The following is a 16,100-nucleotide window of genomic DNA, read 5'->3' on the forward strand; positions in this document are numbered from 1 at the left end:
GGAGTTTCGCCATGTCCGCCGGCCGTGACCGCCTCATTCTCGTCGCCTTCGCCGATCCCAATGCCTTCTATCAGGGCGACCAGGCCGCGCAGCGCGACCCGCACCGTTTCACGATCGACAATTTCGTGGCGCACGCGAAGCTCGCCGAGAGCGCGGGCTTCGATGCGATCTTCAAGCCGGATTTTCTGGGCCTCGACACGCTGAAGGCCGATGTGCGCCCGCGCGCCGGCTTCGAGCCGTTGACGCTGCTGGCCGCCCTCTCCCAGCACACCAGCCGCGTCGGGTTGATCGTGACGGAATCCACCTCCTACACCGAGCCCTACAACGTGGCGCGCTATTTCACCTCGCTGGACAATCTGTCCGGCGGGCGCGGCGGCTGGAACGTCGTAACCTCCTATTACGGCGAGGAGAATTTCAGCGACGGCAAGCTGCTGCCGCTGGCCGAGCGCTACAGGAAGGCAGACGAGTACATGCGCGTCGCCTACAAGCTCTGGGAGGGCTGGAAGGAAGGCTCGGTTTCCTGGTCCGAGGCCGGGCATCGCTTCGACGGCGATTTCATCGAGGAGACGGATTTCGCCGGTGACTATTTCCGGGTCAGGCAGGCGCTCGACATTCCGCCCGGTCCGCAGCGGCGTCCGGTCATCGTGCAGGCGGGCGCCTCCGAGGAAGGACTGGATTTCGCCGCCCGGCACGCGGAAATCGTCTTTACCGCCACGCCCGATCTCGACGCCGGCGCGGCCTTTTACGGCGATCTTAAGCGGCGGGCCACGTCTGGCGGCAGGGATGCGAATCATATCAAGGTGCTGCCGGGCCTCAACGCCTTCGTCGCGCCCACGGCGCAGCAGGCCGACGATATCTACCACAGCCAGTTCACGGACAGGAACCTGCTGAAATATCGCGACAAGATCGTTCGCGAGGCGCCGCTTTTCAAGCTGGCCGAGCTCGATCTCGACGAGCCGATCCCCGCCGGCGCGATTCCGGGCGAGGACGAGCTGAACCGGGTCGAGCGCCGGCGCAGCCGCGGGTTGTTGCTGCGCAGCTATTTCACTCGCCCCGGCGCGACGCTGCGCCAGGTTCTCTCCAGCGTCTACGAGTTCGGCCACCTGACGCTGATCGGAACGCCGCAGACCGTCGCCGACGAGATCGCCCTGTGGTTCGAGCGCGAGGCGTCGGACGGGTTCGTGCTGAAAGGCGGCAATTCCTTCGACGCTTTCGCCCACGAGGTGATTCCGATCCTGCGCGCGAAGGGACTGGTGAAGGAGCCGGCAGCCGGCGCAAAAACTTTCCGTCAGGCGGTTTTCGGCGTGGAAGCATGAGGCGCTCCCCGGAGCGCCTTCCGAAAGGAAAGCGCTCTGACGTCAACGCTTGTTGAGCCGGCGGGCGAGATGGTCGCCCGTCGTCTGCACGATCATCACGATGGCGATCAGCACCGCGATGACCAGCAGCATCACCGAGGTCTCGAAGCGCTGATAGCCGTAGCGGATGGCGAGATCGCCCAGGCCCCCCGCTCCGACAGCGCCCGCCATGGCGGATGAGGAAATGAGCGATACGAGCGTGATGGTGAAACCCGCCACGACGCCCGGGAGCGCCTCGGGCACCAGCACGTTCCGGATGATTTGCAGGCGGCTGGCGCCCATCGCCTGTGCCGCTTCCACGAGCCCCCGGTCCACCTCGCGAAAGCTCACTTCCGCGATGCGGGCGAAAAAGGGAATGGCTGCGATGCTGAGCGGCACGATCGCCGCCCAGATGCCGATGGTCGTGCCCACGATCAGCCGCGTGAACGGGATCAGCGCCACCAGCAGGATGATGAACGGCGTCGAGCGGAAGCCGTTCACGATCGCGCCCAGCACATGATTGAGCTTCGGCGCCTCGAACACCCCGCCTGGCCCGGTCGTCACCAGCACGATGGCGAGCGGCCCGCCGACGACGAGCGTCACCAGGCCGGAGACGCCCACCATCAGCAGCGTCTCCCATACGGCATCGAGAAACAGGTTAAAGAGGGCCTGCGACATAACCGACGATCTCCGCGCGCGGGGGAAGGATGCTGAGGCGTGCGAGCGCGTGCGCAGCCTCCTGCGGCGTGATGGCCGGCGTCGCGATCAGCAGCCGGCCCTGCGCGCGGCCCTGAATGCGGTCAAGAGAGCCGTGCAGCAGCCGCGCGTCGCGCCCGAGCGCGTCGAACAGCGCGCCCAGCGCGGGTTCGCCCGGCTCGGCGCCGGTGTAGCTCACCGCGAACACCGGCACCGTGCCCGCTTCCGGCAACGGCGTCAGGCGCGCGGCCAGATCGTCCGGCAGTTCGTCGGCATGGGGCTTGAGCAGGGCGCGCGTCGCCTCCTGCCGCGGGTCGCCGAACACCTGCCACACAGGGCCGATCTCGACGATCACGCCCTGCTCGATCACCGCCACCTTGTCGCAGATATGGCGGATCGCCTCCATCTCGTGCGTGATCAGGATGATGGTCAGGCCCAGCCTGCGGTTGATGTCCTTCAGCAGATCCAGAATGGACAAAGTGGTTTCGGGATCGAGCGCCGATGTCGCCTCGTCGCACAACAGCACGGCGGGCTGGCGCGCCAGCGCGCGGGCGATGCCGACACGCTGCTTCTGCCCGCCCGACAGCTCGCGCGGGTAGCGGTCCCGCTTGTCGGCGAGCCCGACGAGCGCCAGCAGTTCCGATACGCGCTGCGCCGTCTGCGCGCGGGAGGCGCCGGCAAGCCGCAGCGGCAGGCCGACGTTGCGCTCGACGGTTTTCGACGACAGCAGATTGAAATGCTGGAAGATCATGCCGATGTCGCGGCGCAGCCGCGCCAGCTCGCCGATGGCGAGGCTGCCGACATCGGCGCGCTCGCCGGCGGCGTTTTCCACCAGCACACGGCCGGAAGTGGGCTTTTCCAGCCCGTTGACCGTGCGGATGAGCGTGGATTTGCCGGCGCCCGAGCGGCCGATGACGCCGAAAATCTCACCGGGCTCCACCGTGAAATTGATGCCGCGCAAGGCCGATACCTGTCCGCCCGGTGTCTCGAACGCCTTGCCGACGTTCTCGAACGTCACCCGCCCGCCGCGCGCCGCCGCCGTCGCGGCAATATCCTCATCCGGCGCATGCGCTCGCGCCGCAAAAATCGTCATGTGAACGCCTGCCCCTTCCGGCTGAAACAGATTGACATATATTCTATATATTTTATAGATTCAATATGAACCACGCCCGTATGGCGGATGTTGCGTCATGACGGCGCGGCCGGGGCGGTAACGGCGTTTTCACGTGGGGAAAACGCGTCACTTCAAAAGACAGATCATTCGTGCGTGTCAATGAGACGTAAAATTGATTTCGCGGTATTCGATCAGGAGTTTTCGATGATGAAGCGGTGGATTCTTTCGGCCCTTGCCGGCCTGGCGCTTGCTGTCGGCCCGGCGCTCGTGCCGCATGCGGCGGCTCATGAGAAGGTCAAGGTCGGCATTTCGGCCGGCGATGCCGAAATCATCTGGGAAGAGGTCAAGAAGATCGCCGCCAGGGACGGGCTTGACGTCGAGGTCGTCGTGTTCAGCGACTATCTGCTGCCAAATGCCGCGCTCGATGCCGGCGACATCGACGCCAACGCTTTCCAGCACAAGCCTTTTCTCGATAACCAGATCAAGACGAAGGGCTACCGCATCACCCCGGTGGGCGATACCATCATCGCCCCGATCGGGCTCTATTCCAGAAAGGTGAAGTCGGTCGACGAGCTGAAGGACGGCGCCATCGTTGGCATTCCGAACGATCCTTCCAACGGTGGGCGCTCGCTGCTGCTGTTGCAGGCGACCGGCCTCATCAAGCTGAAGGACGGCGTGGGTCTGCTGCCAACTGTTCTCGACATCACCGAGAACGGCAAGAACCTCAAGATTCGCGAGATCGACGCCGCGCAACTGCCGCGCAGTCTCGACGACACCGACGCCTCGACCATCAACACCAACTACGCCGTGCAGGCCGGCCTGACGCCCGGCAAGGATTCGATCGCCATCGAATCCGACAAGAACAACCCCTATGCCAATTTCATCGCCGTGCGCACCGACGACAAGGACAAGCCGGTGTTCAGAAAACTGGTGGCCGCCTATCAGAACGATACGATCCGCCAGTTGATCAAGGACAAGTTCCCCGGCCAGTTGCCGGCATTCTGACCGGCGGCCGCTCCCTGCCCTGTTGCTGCTCTTCTCCCGAGCGGAAGAAGCCCGGCGGTTCGCTGCCGGGCTTCTTCATATAAATACGCATATAATATGTAAATATTGTAATTAGACATTTTATATGGAATTAATTGACATTATCCGTCCCCTGTGCGTTCAATCGGATGATTGTTTCAGGTTGAAGGATTGTGGGGGTTCGAATGGCTATTTCACGGCGTATCCTGCTTGCAACGGCTGCTGCTTTCTCGCTTGCCGTTTCCGCGAACGTTTCCCTGGCCGCCGACAAGCTCGTGATCGGCTATCAGACGACCGTCGATCTTGCGAAGGTGCCGCAGGCGCAGGGGCTTTATGACAAGGCCGTCGGTCTGCCGATCGAGTGGCGCAAGTTCGACGCCGGTTCGGACGTGATCGCCGCCATCGCCTCCGGCGACGTGCAGATCGGCCTCGTGGGCTCCAGCCCGCTGACGGCGGCCGCCTCCAGCAAGGTGCCTTTCCAGACCATCTTCATCGCCGGCCTGCTCGGCGACGCCGAGGCGCTCGTCGTCTCCGACAAGTCGGGCATCAAGGAGCCGAAGGATCTCGTCGGCAAGAAGATCGCCGTGCCTTTCGTTTCCACGGGCCATTACAGCCTGCTCGCGGCGTTGAAGCACTGGAACATCGATCCCAGGCAGGTGCAGATCCTCAATCTGCGCCCGCCGGAGATCATCGCCGCCTGGGAGCGCGGCGACATCGACGCCACCTATGTCTGGGACCCGGCGCTGGGCAAGGCGAAGGCCAGCGGCAAGGTGCTCGCTTCCTCGAAGCAGGTGGGCGAATGGGGCGCGCCGACCTTCGACGCCTGGATCGCCCGCAACGATTTCATCGAGAAGCATCCTGAGGCGGTGCGCGCGTTCGTCAGGCTGACGGGCGAGGCCCACGCCGCCTACAGGAAGGACCCGGCCGCGTGGACCGCTTCCTCCGGCGAGGTGCAGGATATCGCGCGCCTCACCGGCGGCAAGGCGGAGGACGTGCCCGGCATCCTCGCCGGCAATGAGTTGCCGACGCTGGAGGAGCAGGCTTCCGCCGACCTGCTCGGGGGCGGGCTCGCCAAGGCGATCGCCGATACGGCCGCCTTCCTCAAGGAGCAGAACAAGATCCCTGCCGCCTTGCCCGATTACACGCCCTACATCACCGATCGTTTCGTGAAGGAAGCGGCGGCGGGTCGGTAAGGCCCCTTGCGGCGCGGGGTGCCGGCATTCCGCGCCACGGGCTTTTGCCGGAGCGCGTTCAGATTCAATCGAATCGTTTAATCGATAGGAATTCGCTCAAAATCAGGAAATCAGAAGCTTTTCGCGTCTCGACGAAACGCGGAAAGCTTCTGAAGGAGCAGACAAAGCTCCGCTTTTTCTTATGCTCCGACGCCGTGCGGCCCGGCCGGAAGATGAAGGAGGAAATGCATGTCACGGCTGTCGCTTCAGGATGTGAGCGTCCGCTACGGTGATGCGCCGCCTGTGATCGGGAATCTGTCGCTCACTTTCGGCGCGCGGGACTTCGTGACGGTGCTCGGTCCCTCGGGTTCGGGCAAGACCACGTTGCTCAAGCTGGCGGCGGGGTTCTTGCAGCCGACTGACGGACAGGTGCTCGTCAACGGCGAAAGGATCACCGGGCCGGGCGCGGACAGGGGTGTGGTGTTTCAGGACGATGCGCTGCTGCCCTGGCTCGATGCCATCGAGAACACGGCGCTTTCCCTGAAGCTGCGCGGCATGCGCCCGCGCGACTATCTGCCCAGGGCCGCCGCCGTGCTGGCGCGTCTGGGCCTGGCCGGCTTCGAGCGGCGCAGGATATGGGAGCTTTCCGGCGGCCAGCGCCAGCGCGTCGGCCTTGCACGGGCGCTGATGGCGGAGCCGCATTTCCTGCTGATGGACGAACCTTTCGGCGCGCTCGACGCGCTCACCCGCGCGCAGATGCACGAGGCGGTGCTGGACCTTTGGCGAAGGCTCGGGCCGGGCATCCTGTTCATCACCCACGACGTCGAGGAGGCGCTGCTGCTCGGCACCCGTCTGGTCGTGCTGGCGGCGCGTCCGGGGCGTGTGGCGCAGGAGTTCCGCATCGATTTCGGCGCGCGGCTCGCCGGCGGAGAAACGCTGCGCGCCGTGCGCAGCGACCCGGCGTTCGTCGACCTGCGCGAGCAGGTTCTGGACCTCGTTTTCACGCGGGAGGCGGCATGAGTTCCGCGACTGATTATCTCGAACCGGATGCGACGGCCTCGCAGCGTGCCGGCGGCCGGCGTTTCCGCGTGGCCCACCTGTCCATCGCGACCTTGCTCGTTCTGCTTGCCGTCTGGTGGGCGGTCACGGCCGGGGGCCTGATCGCGCCGCTGTTTCTCCCCGGCCCCGGGGCGGTATTTCAGCGCTTCGTCGCCGTCCTGACGGAAGGCTATGTCGATTCCACGCTGCTGGAGCATCTTGGCGCGAGTCTCGCGCGAGTGTTCGCGGCGCTCGTCGCCGCATCGGCAATCGCCGTTCCCGTGGGGTTCGCCATTGCGCTCAGCCCTGTCGGCCGAGGGATTCTCGACCCGCTGCTGGAATTGCTGCGCCCCATTCCGCCGCTCGCCTATCTGCCGCTCGTGATCATCTGGTTCGGTATCGGGGAGGTATCGAAGGTGCTGGTCATCGGCGTGGCGATGCTGGCGCCCATCGCCCTGTCCACGGCGGCGGGCGTTCGATCCGTCGCGCCAGACAGGCTGGACGCGGCGCGATCGCTGGGAGCCTCGCGCCTGCAATTGTTGCGTTACGTCGTCTTTCCGGGCGCGCTGCCCGAGATCGTCACCGGCATCCGCATCGCACTCGGCACGGGCTGGACGACGCTGGTCGCAGCCGAACTCGTGGCCGCCACGCGCGGGCTCGGCTTCATGATCCAGTCCGCTGCGCAGTTTCTGGTGACGGATGTCGTCATCATGGGCATCCTCGTCATCGCGGCCGTCGCCTTCCTGCTCGAAGCCGCCGTCCGCGTGCTGGAGAAGATCTTCGTTCCCTGGCGCGGCAAGATGTAAACATGGCAAACAAGGCGCGCCCGGAGCGACATACGGAGCCGGCGCGCCTTCTCCGCGTGACATTTTTCGGTGTGTCGGCGGAAATATGAAGATGCAACCGTCACCCGATGGAAAAAACCATCGTGATCGCCGACGAAACAAACTCAGTGGGGAATTGAAGAGAAGTGGCGCGCCCAAGGGGAATCGAACCCCTGTTTTCGCCGTGAAAGGGCGACGTCCTAGACCGCTAGACGATGGGCGCAGCAACCGTTGCCGGTTAAGTGACGCAACTCATAGAGATGTTCGGCCTGTTCGGCAAGGCCTTCCGCAAAACTTTGAAAGTTTTCCACATCCATCGGGCGCCCTTGTCATGCAGGCATCATCGAGGTGACGCCTCCGCCTTGCTGACGTCGAGCAGGCGCAGGCTGACCTGATTGCGGCCGCCCCAGGTGTCGAGTGCGAGCGTGCCCGCGGCATGCACCGTCTGCCCTTTCATCGACAGCAGCGCCTGCCCCAGCGGCGCATCTGCGGCGCGAAAGACCATGCCGCCGAGAGACGCGCCGTCGCCCGCCCGCAGGCGGATGCGGACATGGTTGACGCCGACGATCGCGGCCTCGGTCAGAACGTGATGACCGAACGCGAACACCGGCTCCGGGTTGCCCGCGCCATAGGGGCCGGCGCGCGACAGGCCGGCTACGAGGTCGACGGTCGCGCCGCCTGCGGTGAGCGCGCCGTCGATGCCGAGCGCCTCGCTCGCATCAACGCGGCCGAACTCATCGGCCAGCGCGGCCGATATGCCGGCCCGGAAAGCCGCGACGCCGCCCGGGGGCAGTGTCACGCCCGCGGCCATCGCATGCCCGCCGCCCTTGACGGCGATACCCTCTTCCACCAGCCGGCGCACCGCCCGGCCGAGATCGACGCCGGGAACGGAACGGCCGGAACCCGTGCCGCCACCGCCGCCGTCAAGCGCGATAGCGAATGCGGGGCGGTTGAAACGTTCCTTGATGCGCGCCGCCACCAGCCCCACGACGCCCGGATGCCACTCCGGCGAGCCGACGACGAGCACGGCGGGACCTTCCTCCACGACCTGCCGTTCCGCCATCGCCGTCGCTTCCTCGACGGCGAGCCGCTCCACCGCCTGCCGCTCGGCGTTCAGGGCGTTGAGCTCGCCGGCGATGCGCGCGGCCTCGCCGGCGTCGCCGGTCATCAGCAGCCCCGCCCCGAGCGCCGAATTGCCGATGCGTCCGCCGGCGTTGATCCGGGGGCCGAGCAGAAAGCCGAGATGCCACGCTTCCGGCGGCCCCGAGAGACCGGATACGTCGATGAGCGCCGTCAGCCCCGGCCGCCTACGCTGGCGCATCACGGCAAGCCCCTGCTGCACGAAAGCGCGGTTGAGACCCGTCAGCGGCACGACGTCGGCAACGGTCGCCAGCGCCACCAGATCGAGATCGGCCAGAAGCTCCGGCTCGCCGCCGCCGCGCGCCTGCCAGAAGCCCGACCGGCGCAGCGCGCGCTGCACCGCCACCAGCGCCATGAACACCACGCCGGCCGCGCACAGATGGCCCAGGCCGGAAAGGTCGTCCTGCCGGTTGGGGTTGACGACGGCAACCGCAGGCGGCAGTTCCACCGCCGCCTGATGATGATCGAGCACCACCGCGTCCATGCCGAGCTTGCGCGCCTCCGCGAGCGGCTCGAAGCTCGCCACGCCGCAATCCACCGTGACCAGAAGCGTGCAGCCGGCCGCGTGCAACTCCCTGATCGCCTCCACATTGGGGCCGTAACCGTCAATGATGCGATCGGGAATGCGCACGACGAAGGGAGTGCCCGTCCGCGCCAGAAAAGTGCCGAGCAAAGCCGCCGAACAGGCGCCGTCGACGTCGTAATCGCCGAAGATCGCGATCTTCTCGCCGCGGATCACGGCTTGCGCGATGCGCGCAGCCGCCTCGTCCATCGCGACGAAAGTGGAGGGATCGGGCATGAGGTCGCGCAGGCGCGGCGCGAGATAGGCCGCTGCGTCGTCGGGCGCCACGCCGCGCGCCGCCAGCACGCGGGCGAGCATGTCGGGCAGGCCGTGCGTCTGCACCATCGCCAGCGCCGCCGCGCGCCCGGTGTCCGTGCATCGGTCACGCCATGCGCGCCCCAGCGCGGAGCGGTCGACGCCGAGAAACGGACGGGTGTGAAAGGACTGATCCCCCGGAATGCCTGTCTGAAACACCTTGTCTGCAATACCTGATGCGACGAAACGCTGAAAGCCTGGAGAAAAATCGGCCGGGCGCACGCACCCGGCCGCCGATGCGGACGGATTGTCTCCATCCAGCGTGCGATCAATCCAGATAGAACTTGGAATGATCGCGATGCTCGGCGCGAATACGGCGCACGGTGCCGGTGGCGGAGCGGTAAACGACCGTCTCGGTCTCGATGACGTCGCTGCCGAAGCGAACGCCGGACAGCAACGCGCCGTCCGTCACGCCCGTGGCCGACACCACCACGTCGCCGGCCGCCAGCTCCTCGATGCTGTACTTGCGCGCCGGATCGGTGACGCCCATCGCCGCAGCGCGCTCGCGCTTCTCCGGCGTGTCGAGGATGAGGCGCGTCTGCATCTGGCCGCCGACGCAGCGCAGCGCCGCCGCCGCGAGCACGCCCTCGGGCGCGCCGCCCGTGCCCATGTAGATGTCGACGCCGGTTTCGCCCGAAGTCGCGGTGAAGATGACGCCCGCCACGTCGCCGTCGGTGATGAGGCGCACAGCCGCACCGGTGCGGCGGATGCCGGCGATGATCTCGGCGTGGCGCGGGCGGTCGAGCACCAGCGCGGTGATCTCGGAGGGCTTGACGCCCTTGGCGCGGGCCAGCGCCTCGATGTTCTGCTCAGGCGACTTGTCGAGGTCGACCAGGCCGGCGGGGTAGCCCGGGCCGATGGCGATCTTCTCCATGTAGACGTCAGGCGCGTTGAGCAGCGAACCGCCCTCGGCCATCGCCATCACCGCGATGGCGCCGGGCATGTCCTTGGCGCACAGCGTCGTGCCTTCCAGCGGGTCGACGGCGATGTCCACCTTCGGGCCGGTCTTGTTGCCGACGCGCTCGCCGATGAACAGCATCGGCGCCTCGTCGCGCTCGCCCTCGCCGATCACGACCGTGCCGTCGATCGACAGACGGTTCAGCTCGCGGCGCATGGCGTCCACCGCCGCCTGATCCGCCGCCTTCTCATCTCCCCTGCCCCGCAGGCGCGCGGAAGACACCGCAGCGCGCTCGGTGACGCGAACGAGTTCCAGCGTAAGAATGCGGTCGATGTAGTGGCTGGCTTTCAATTCGCCTTCATTGGACATCTAATCAGACTCCTCGGGGGTATGCTTGAACGGGCTAAGGCAGCTTCCGACCTGACGGAACATCCGGCCGATCGGAACTTGCTCAAATCAGAATCTCGCGGAGCGATGGCCCATCTTTTCAAATCGGCCGATGCCCCGCCTGCGGAAATGTCTACGCCACGTTTTCACGCCATTTTCGTGACAATGACGCGAACGATGAACAGTTATTCCCGCTCGATACGAATGACCTGCGGCCTTTCTACGACATACCCTTCCGCGATCACCTTATCAACCGCCGAACGAATAGCTTGTTCGGTCGTCGCATAGGTGATGACCACGACAGGCACCGGCGCGCCCGAGCGGCCGGCGGGATCGAGCTGCGCGGCGTCTTCGGAGCGATTCTGGATGATGCTCTCCAGCGAAATCCCGAGATCGGCGAAGCTCGTGACGATGGAAGCGGCTGCGCCGGGCGTGTCGGCCACCGTCAGGCGCACGTAATAGCCGCCCTCGTGCACCTGCATCGGCTCCTGGATGGGATGCCCGAGCGAGGCCGCGGGATAGCCGAACGGCAGGCTGACGAAGCCGCGCGCGACATCCGCGAGATCCGCGATCACCGACGAGGCGGTCGCGTCGCCGCCCGCTCCCGGCCCCACGAGCGTCAGCTCGCCCACGGCGTCGGCCTGGATGTTCACGGCGTTGGTGACGCCCATCACGCGCGCGATCGGCGAATCGTTCGGCACCATGGTCGGATGGACGCGCTGCTCGATGCCGGATTCCGAACGCTCCGCGACGCCCAGCAGCTTGATGCGATAGCCGAGCTTCTTGGCCATGCGGATGTCGAACGAGTCGATCGACCGGATGCCCTCGACATAGACGGCCCCGATGTTGACATCGACGCCGAAAGCGAGGGCCGCGAGGATGGTGAGCTTGTGCGCGGTGTCGAAGCCGTCGATGTCGAAGGTCGGATCGGCCTCGGCGTAACCCAGCGTCTGCGCCTGCTTGAGGCACTTGTTGAACGACGCCCCCTCCCGCTCCATCCGCGAGAGGATATAGTTGCAGGTGCCGTTGAGAATGCCGGAAATGCGCGTGATGCGGTTGCCCGCGAGCCCTTCCTTGACCGTCTTGATGACGGGGATGCCGCCCGCCACCGAGGCCTCGAACGACAGCGTGACGCCCCGCTCCTCCGCCAGATGCGCGAGCGCCTCGCCATGATGGGCGATCAGCGCCTTGTTGGCCGTCACCACCGGCTTGCCCGCTTGCAGGGCCACCTCGACGGCCGCTTTCGCCGGGCCGTTTTCGCCGCCGATCAACTCGACGAACACGTCGATGTCAGGCGACCGGGCCAGCGCCACCGGATCATCGTACCAGTGCACGCCCGACAGGTCGACGCCGCGGTCGCGCGACCTGTCGCGCGCGGCGACCGCCGTAACGGTGATCGCCCGCCCGCAACGGGAAGCGAGAATGTCGTGTTGCAGATCGAGCAGGCGGACGACGGATGCGCCGACCGTACCAAGGCCGGCGACGCCGACCCGTAAACTTTGCGCCATTGTCAGAACCGGATAGAGCATAATCCCCGGAAGCGGATACCGCTTTCGGGAAAAATATTATGCTTAAACAAAAGGATAGAGCATCTCTGCGTTTCAACGGAAGGTAGGGATGCTCCAGGGCGGCGGATGCGCACCTCAACGATGCGCGGCGAGTGAAACGACGTTGTGCAATGTTTTGTCGGCCGTTTCAAGGAACCGGCGCAAGTTGCGCGCAGCCTGACGGATGCGCTGTTCATTCTCGACCACGGCGATGCGCACATATTCGTCGCCATGCTCGCCGAAGCCGATGCCCGGCGCCACCGCGAGCTCGGCCTTCTCCACCAGCAGCTTCGAGAACTCCAGGCTGCCAAGCTCCCGGAATTGCTCGGGAATCTTGACCCAGGCGAACATCGACGCCTTGGGCACGGGAATCTCCCACCCGGCGCGGCCGAAGGAATCGACCAGCACGTCGCGCCGGTGCTTGTAGGTGGCCCGCATCTCGGCGATGCAGTCGTCCGGGCCGTTCAGCGCCGCCGTCGCGGCGACCTGAACCGGCGTGAACGCGCCATAGTCCAGATAGGATTTCACCCGGCCCAGCGCCGCGATCAGGCGCTCGTTGCCGACGGCGAAGCCGATGCGCCAGCCCGCCATCGAATAGGTCTTGGACATCGACGTGAACTCGACCGTCACATCGACGGCGCCGGGCACCTGCAACACGGAGGGCGGCGGATCGTCGTCGAAATAGACTTCCGAATAAGCGAGGTCCGACAGCAGCAGCAGGTCGTGCTTCTTCGCGAAGGCGACGAGATCGCGGTAGAAATCGAGCGAGGCGACATAGGCTGTGGGGTTCGCGGGATAGCAGACCACAAGCGCGATGGGCTTGGGGATGGAGTGCACGACCGCTTTTTCCAGCGCCGGGAAGAAGGCCGGCGTCGGCTCCGCCGGAATGGAGCGGATGACGCCGCCCGCCATCAGGAAGCCGAAGGCATGAATCGGGTAGCTCGGGTTCGGCACCAGCACGACATCGCCCGGCGCGGTGATGGCCTGCGCCATGTTGGCGAAGCCCTCCTTCGAGCCCAGCGTGGCGATGACCTGGGTATCCGGGTTGAGCTTGACGCCGAAACGCCGCTCGTAATAGCCGGCCTGCGCCCGGCGCAGGCCGGCGATGCCGCGCGAGGCGGAATAACGGTCCGTCCGCGGCTTGCCGACGGTTTCCACCAGCTTCTCGATGACATGGCGCGGCGCCGGCAGATCGGGATTGCCCATGCCCAGATCGACGATATCGGCGCCCGCAGCTCGTGCAGCCGCCTTGGCGCGGTTGACCTGCTCGAACACATAGGGAGGGAGGCGCTTGATACGATGAAATTCCGTCATGGGTTGGTATCCGGGATCGAAAAAAGGCCAAAACGCAGGCGCTTCGGCCGGGAATGCTCGCTGCCGAGCCGCCACTGGAGCCGGCGTGTCAGTAATTATGCGCGCACGGCCGTAAAAGTATCGTTTATCATCAACACGGCGCGCATGAAAACATTTTCTTGCGAAAGTCGGCGAGAGCGGCAAAAAGCGCTCATTCGAGCGGGGGAATGACCGGCGGCTGCGCCATCGGCGTGTCGCCCAGCGCGCGCGCCGTCGCGGCGTCCGCCTCGTTCTGCGAGCGGCGCCGGTTGAGCCCGGTCTCCAGCGCCTCCAACTCCTCCTTGGTCAGCGGGGCATGCCCGCGATCGGGCGGCTTGACGCCGACGGGTTTGTATTGCAGCGTCTCGGAGCGCGACTCCTCGACGAAACCGGCGGCTTTTCCGCCTTCGGTCGCGAATCCGCTCGCCACCGCGATGCCGTGAACGGGGCCGCCGCCCGCGCACCCGGCGCAGGCGCCGAGCACGAAGACCAGGGCCGCTGCCGGCGTCGATTGGCGAAGAGCGTTCATCATGGTCGGCACCTTTCCGGTTCGGGGCGATTTTCGGGCGGTTGCAGCCACTTTCGTGGGCAGCGTTGCATGCGGGTCATCGCAACAGGCTGCGATAAGGCTTATGTCCTATAAATCCCGATTGTGGGAGACTGGCAAGCCTTCTCCCGGTCGGCAAGGAAAAGCCCGTCCGACCATAACACCGCCATACCGGACGCAATGAGGACAGTCAGAGCATGTCGAAGCAGGACGCCAACGCCCAGGCCGAGTTTCCGATACCGGATTTCGAAGCGCTTTCGCACAATATGGCGAAACTCGTCGAGGAAACCGGCAAGGCGACAGCAGCCTACCTCAAACCGATCGAGAGCGGCCGCGCCCCGCCGAAGGGGCCCGCCGATATCTCCGACATGGTGAAGACGCTCGGCCAGCTCGCTGAACAATGGATCGCCAACCCGCAGAAGGCCATCGAGGCCCAGATGAACCTCGCCAACGGGTTCATCGACCTGTGGGCCAGCACCTTCAAGCGCCTCAACGGCGAGGCCGTGGCGCCGGTGGCCGCGCCCCGGCCGGGCGACAAGCGTTTCCGGGCGGACGACTGGCAGGAACATCCCGTCTACGACTTCCTCAAGCAGGTGTATCTGATCACGAGCCATTGGGCGGAAAATATCGTGGAAGGCGCCGAGGGGCTCGACGACGCCACGCGGCAGAAGGCGCGCTTCTACGTCAGGCAGATCTCCAGCGCCCTGTCGCCGACCAATTTCCTCGCCACGAATCCCGAAGTCCTGCGGGAGACGATCAAGGAAAACGGCGCCAATCTCGTGCGCGGCATGAAGATGCTCGCCGAGGATATCGCCGCCGGCCACGGCGAACTCAAGATCCGCCAGACGCCGCCCGGCAGCTACAAGGTCGGCGTCGATCTCGCGGTGACGCCGGGCAAGGTCGTGTTCCGCAACGACCTGTTCGAGCTGATCCAGTATTCCCCCACCACCCCGACCGTTCTCAAGCGCCCCGTCCTGCTGGTTCCGCCGTGGATCAACAAATATTACATCCTCGATCTCACGCGGGATAAATCGTTCATCAAATGGACCGTCGACCAGGGCGCCACCCTGTTCTGCATATCCTGGGTGAACCCCGATGAGCGGCTCGCCGACAAGAATTTCGAAGACTACATGCGCGAGGGGCTGATCAAGGCCATCGAGGTCGTGCTCAAGGCCACGGGCGAGGACAGCCTCGCCGCGGTGGGCTATTGCGTCGGCGGCACGTTGCTCGCCATGACGCAGGCCTATCTTTCCGCCAACGGCGACCGCCGCATCGGCAGCATCACGCTGCTGACGGCGCAGATCGACTTCACCCGCGCGGGGGATCTCAAGGTCTTCATCGACAACGACCAGATCAGCAATCTGGAAGAGCGCATGAAAACCTTCGGCTACCTCGACGGAATCGTCATGGCCGGCGCGTTCAACGCCCTGCGGCCCAACGATCTGATCTGGCCCTATATCATCAACGTCTATCTGAAGGGCCAGACGCCCTTCCCCTTCGACCTGCTGCACTGGAACTCCGATTCCACGCGCATGACGAAGGCGAATCACTCCTATTACCTGCGCAAGTTCTATCTGGAGAACACTTTTGCCAGAGGAGAACTGGAGATCGGCGGCGTCCGGCTCAATCCGAAGATGATTTCCGTCCCGGTCTACGAACTTGCGACGCGCGAGGACCATATCGCACCGGCCGAATCCGTGTTCCTCGGCGCGCAATTGCTGGGCGGGCCGGTGCGCTTCGTCCTCTCGGGCTCCGGCCACATCGCCGGCGTGGTCAACCCGCCCGCGCGCGGCAAATATCAGTACTGGACCTCGCAAGCCCCGCTCTACGGCGATATCGGAGGCTGGCTGCGGGAGGCGCAGGAACATCCGGGCTCGTGGTGGCCGGACTGGTTTTCGTGGCTGGAGGCGCAGGCGCGGGCGCGCGTGCCTGCGCGCGATCCCGCCAAGGGCAAGCTGCCGGTTCTGGCCGACGCGCCCGGCGACTACGTTCGCATATCGTCGTAAAACGCCGTCTCTCGTCCAGGAGCGCACCTGGACCCGAAAGCGCACCTGGACCCGAAAGCGCACCTGGACCCGAAAGCGCACCTGGACCCGAAAGCGCACCTGGACCCGAAAGCGCACCTGGACCCGAAAGCGCACCTGGACCCGAAAGCGCACCTGGACCCGAAA

General features: G+C 65.5%; 13 protein-coding genes and 1 tRNA gene. 6 read left to right on the plus strand and 8 right to left on the minus strand.

From position 1 onward, the window contains the following. Positions 1-11: 11 nt before the first annotated feature. Entirely contained in the window at positions 12-1,316 is a 1,305-nt protein-coding gene (locus ACOYJQ_RS07825) for an NtaA/DmoA family FMN-dependent monooxygenase (protein WP_433457479.1), read from the plus strand. 42 nt (positions 1,317-1,358) lie between these two features. Here the strand turns inward: ACOYJQ_RS07825 and ACOYJQ_RS07830 are convergent, their stop codons facing one another. Both ACOYJQ_RS07830 and ACOYJQ_RS07835 read right to left on the minus strand, forming a co-directional pair. Beyond that, positions 1,359-2,012: a methionine ABC transporter permease gene (locus tag ACOYJQ_RS07830; protein ID WP_433457480.1), complete on the minus strand. Its 654-nt coding sequence runs from the start codon at positions 2,010-2,012 to the stop codon at positions 1,359-1,361. Beyond that, the gene (locus ACOYJQ_RS07835) at positions 1,993-3,123 is read right to left on the minus strand and encodes a methionine ABC transporter ATP-binding protein (protein WP_433457481.1); all 1,131 of its coding nucleotides are present in this window, start codon (positions 3,121-3,123) and stop codon (positions 1,993-1,995) included. Before ACOYJQ_RS07835 ends, ACOYJQ_RS07830 begins: the two co-directional genes overlap by 20 nt. Before the next feature lie 228 nt (positions 3,124-3,351). Between ACOYJQ_RS07835 and ACOYJQ_RS07840 the strand changes: the two genes are divergently transcribed. The 4 genes from ACOYJQ_RS07840 to ACOYJQ_RS07855 all read left to right on the plus strand — a co-directional run bounded on the left by ACOYJQ_RS07840 (position 3,352) and on the right by ACOYJQ_RS07855 (position 7,183). Beyond that, positions 3,352-4,149 carry a MetQ/NlpA family ABC transporter substrate-binding protein gene (locus tag ACOYJQ_RS07840; protein WP_433457505.1) on the plus strand — a complete coding sequence of 266 codons (798 nt, stop codon included), beginning with the start codon at positions 3,352-3,354 and terminating at the stop codon, positions 4,147-4,149. A gap of 203 nt (positions 4,150-4,352) precedes the next feature. Next, positions 4,353-5,360 (plus strand): taurine ABC transporter substrate-binding protein, encoded by a 1,008-nt coding sequence (gene tauA, locus ACOYJQ_RS07845; protein ID WP_433457482.1) that lies wholly within the window; start codon positions 4,353-4,355, stop codon positions 5,358-5,360. 228 nt (positions 5,361-5,588) lie between these two features. Beyond that, complete coding sequence (locus tag ACOYJQ_RS07850) at positions 5,589-6,359, plus strand: taurine ABC transporter ATP-binding protein (protein ID WP_433457483.1); 771 nt, start codon at positions 5,589-5,591, stop codon at positions 6,357-6,359. Further along, positions 6,356-7,183, plus strand: coding sequence for an ABC transporter permease subunit (locus ACOYJQ_RS07855; protein WP_433457484.1), 828 nt, complete (start codon positions 6,356-6,358; stop codon positions 7,181-7,183). The genes ACOYJQ_RS07850 and ACOYJQ_RS07855 overlap by 4 nt, the downstream gene beginning before the upstream one ends. A 165-nt stretch (positions 7,184-7,348) precedes the next feature. Here the strand turns inward: ACOYJQ_RS07855 and ACOYJQ_RS07860 are convergent. From ACOYJQ_RS07860 to ACOYJQ_RS07885, 6 genes are all read right to left on the minus strand, one after another. Next, positions 7,349-7,424: transfer RNA gene (locus ACOYJQ_RS07860), tRNA-Glu, on the minus strand. Between the two features lie 117 nt (positions 7,425-7,541). Then, a complete protein-coding gene (recJ, locus tag ACOYJQ_RS07865) occupies positions 7,542-9,248 on the minus strand; it encodes a single-stranded-DNA-specific exonuclease RecJ (protein ID WP_433457506.1) in 1,707 nt (568 codons plus the stop codon). A 238-nt stretch (positions 9,249-9,486) separates the two neighbouring features. Continuing rightward, on the minus strand, positions 9,487-10,485 hold the full coding sequence (gene glpX / locus ACOYJQ_RS07870; protein ID WP_433457485.1) for a class II fructose-bisphosphatase: 999 nt from the start codon (positions 10,483-10,485) through the stop codon (positions 9,487-9,489). Positions 10,486-10,688: 203 nt separating this feature from the next. Beyond that, a complete protein-coding gene (locus tag ACOYJQ_RS07875) occupies positions 10,689-12,011 on the minus strand; it encodes a homoserine dehydrogenase (RefSeq protein WP_433457486.1) in 1,323 nt (440 codons plus the stop codon). A gap of 135 nt (positions 12,012-12,146) precedes the next feature. Beyond that, entirely contained in the window at positions 12,147-13,364 is a 1,218-nt protein-coding gene (locus tag ACOYJQ_RS07880) for an LL-diaminopimelate aminotransferase (protein WP_433457487.1), read from the minus strand. Positions 13,365-13,554: 190 nt separating this feature from the next. Further along, complete coding sequence (locus ACOYJQ_RS07885) at positions 13,555-13,914, minus strand: hypothetical protein (protein WP_433457488.1); 360 nt, start codon at positions 13,912-13,914, stop codon at positions 13,555-13,557. A 212-nt stretch (positions 13,915-14,126) separates the two neighbouring features. Between ACOYJQ_RS07885 and ACOYJQ_RS07890 the strand changes: the two genes are divergently transcribed. Continuing rightward, a complete protein-coding gene (locus tag ACOYJQ_RS07890; RefSeq protein WP_433457489.1) occupies positions 14,127-15,935 on the plus strand; it encodes a PHA/PHB synthase family protein in 1,809 nt (602 codons plus the stop codon). The last annotated feature ends 165 nt before the right edge of the window (positions 15,936-16,100 follow it).

It is taken from the genome of Pseudochelatococcus sp. (genome assembly GCF_050946405.1).
Taxonomy (GTDB): Bacteria; Pseudomonadota; Alphaproteobacteria; order Rhizobiales; family Beijerinckiaceae; genus Pseudochelatococcus.

Coding starts and splice junctions, on each gene's coding strand:
- ACOYJQ_RS07850 (WP_433457483.1), top strand. CDS start 5,589: ATGTCACGGCTGTCGCTTCAGGATGTGAGCGTCCGCTACGGTGATGCG.
- glpX (WP_433457485.1), bottom strand. CDS start 10,485: ATGTCCAATGAAGGCGAATTGAAAGCCAGCCACTACATCGACCGCATT.
- ACOYJQ_RS07885 (WP_433457488.1), bottom strand. CDS start 13,914: ATGATGAACGCTCTTCGCCAATCGACGCCGGCAGCGGCCCTGGTCTTC.
- tauA (WP_433457482.1), top strand. CDS start 4,353: ATGGCTATTTCACGGCGTATCCTGCTTGCAACGGCTGCTGCTTTCTCG.
- ACOYJQ_RS07880 (WP_433457487.1), bottom strand. CDS start 13,364: ATGACGGAATTTCATCGTATCAAGCGCCTCCCTCCCTATGTGTTCGAG.
- ACOYJQ_RS07825 (WP_433457479.1), top strand. CDS start 12: ATGTCCGCCGGCCGTGACCGCCTCATTCTCGTCGCCTTCGCCGATCCC.
- ACOYJQ_RS07875 (WP_433457486.1), bottom strand. CDS start 12,011: ATGGCGCAAAGTTTACGGGTCGGCGTCGCCGGCCTTGGTACGGTCGGC.
- ACOYJQ_RS07855 (WP_433457484.1), top strand. CDS start 6,356: ATGAGTTCCGCGACTGATTATCTCGAACCGGATGCGACGGCCTCGCAG.
- ACOYJQ_RS07840 (WP_433457505.1), top strand. CDS start 3,352: ATGAAGCGGTGGATTCTTTCGGCCCTTGCCGGCCTGGCGCTTGCTGTC.
- recJ (WP_433457506.1), bottom strand. CDS start 9,248: ATGGTGCAGACGCACGGCCTGCCCGACATGCTCGCCCGCGTGCTGGCG.
- ACOYJQ_RS07830 (WP_433457480.1), bottom strand. CDS start 2,012: ATGTCGCAGGCCCTCTTTAACCTGTTTCTCGATGCCGTATGGGAGACG.
- ACOYJQ_RS07835 (WP_433457481.1), bottom strand. CDS start 3,123: ATGACGATTTTTGCGGCGCGAGCGCATGCGCCGGATGAGGATATTGCC.
- ACOYJQ_RS07890 (WP_433457489.1), top strand. CDS start 14,127: ATGTCGAAGCAGGACGCCAACGCCCAGGCCGAGTTTCCGATACCGGAT.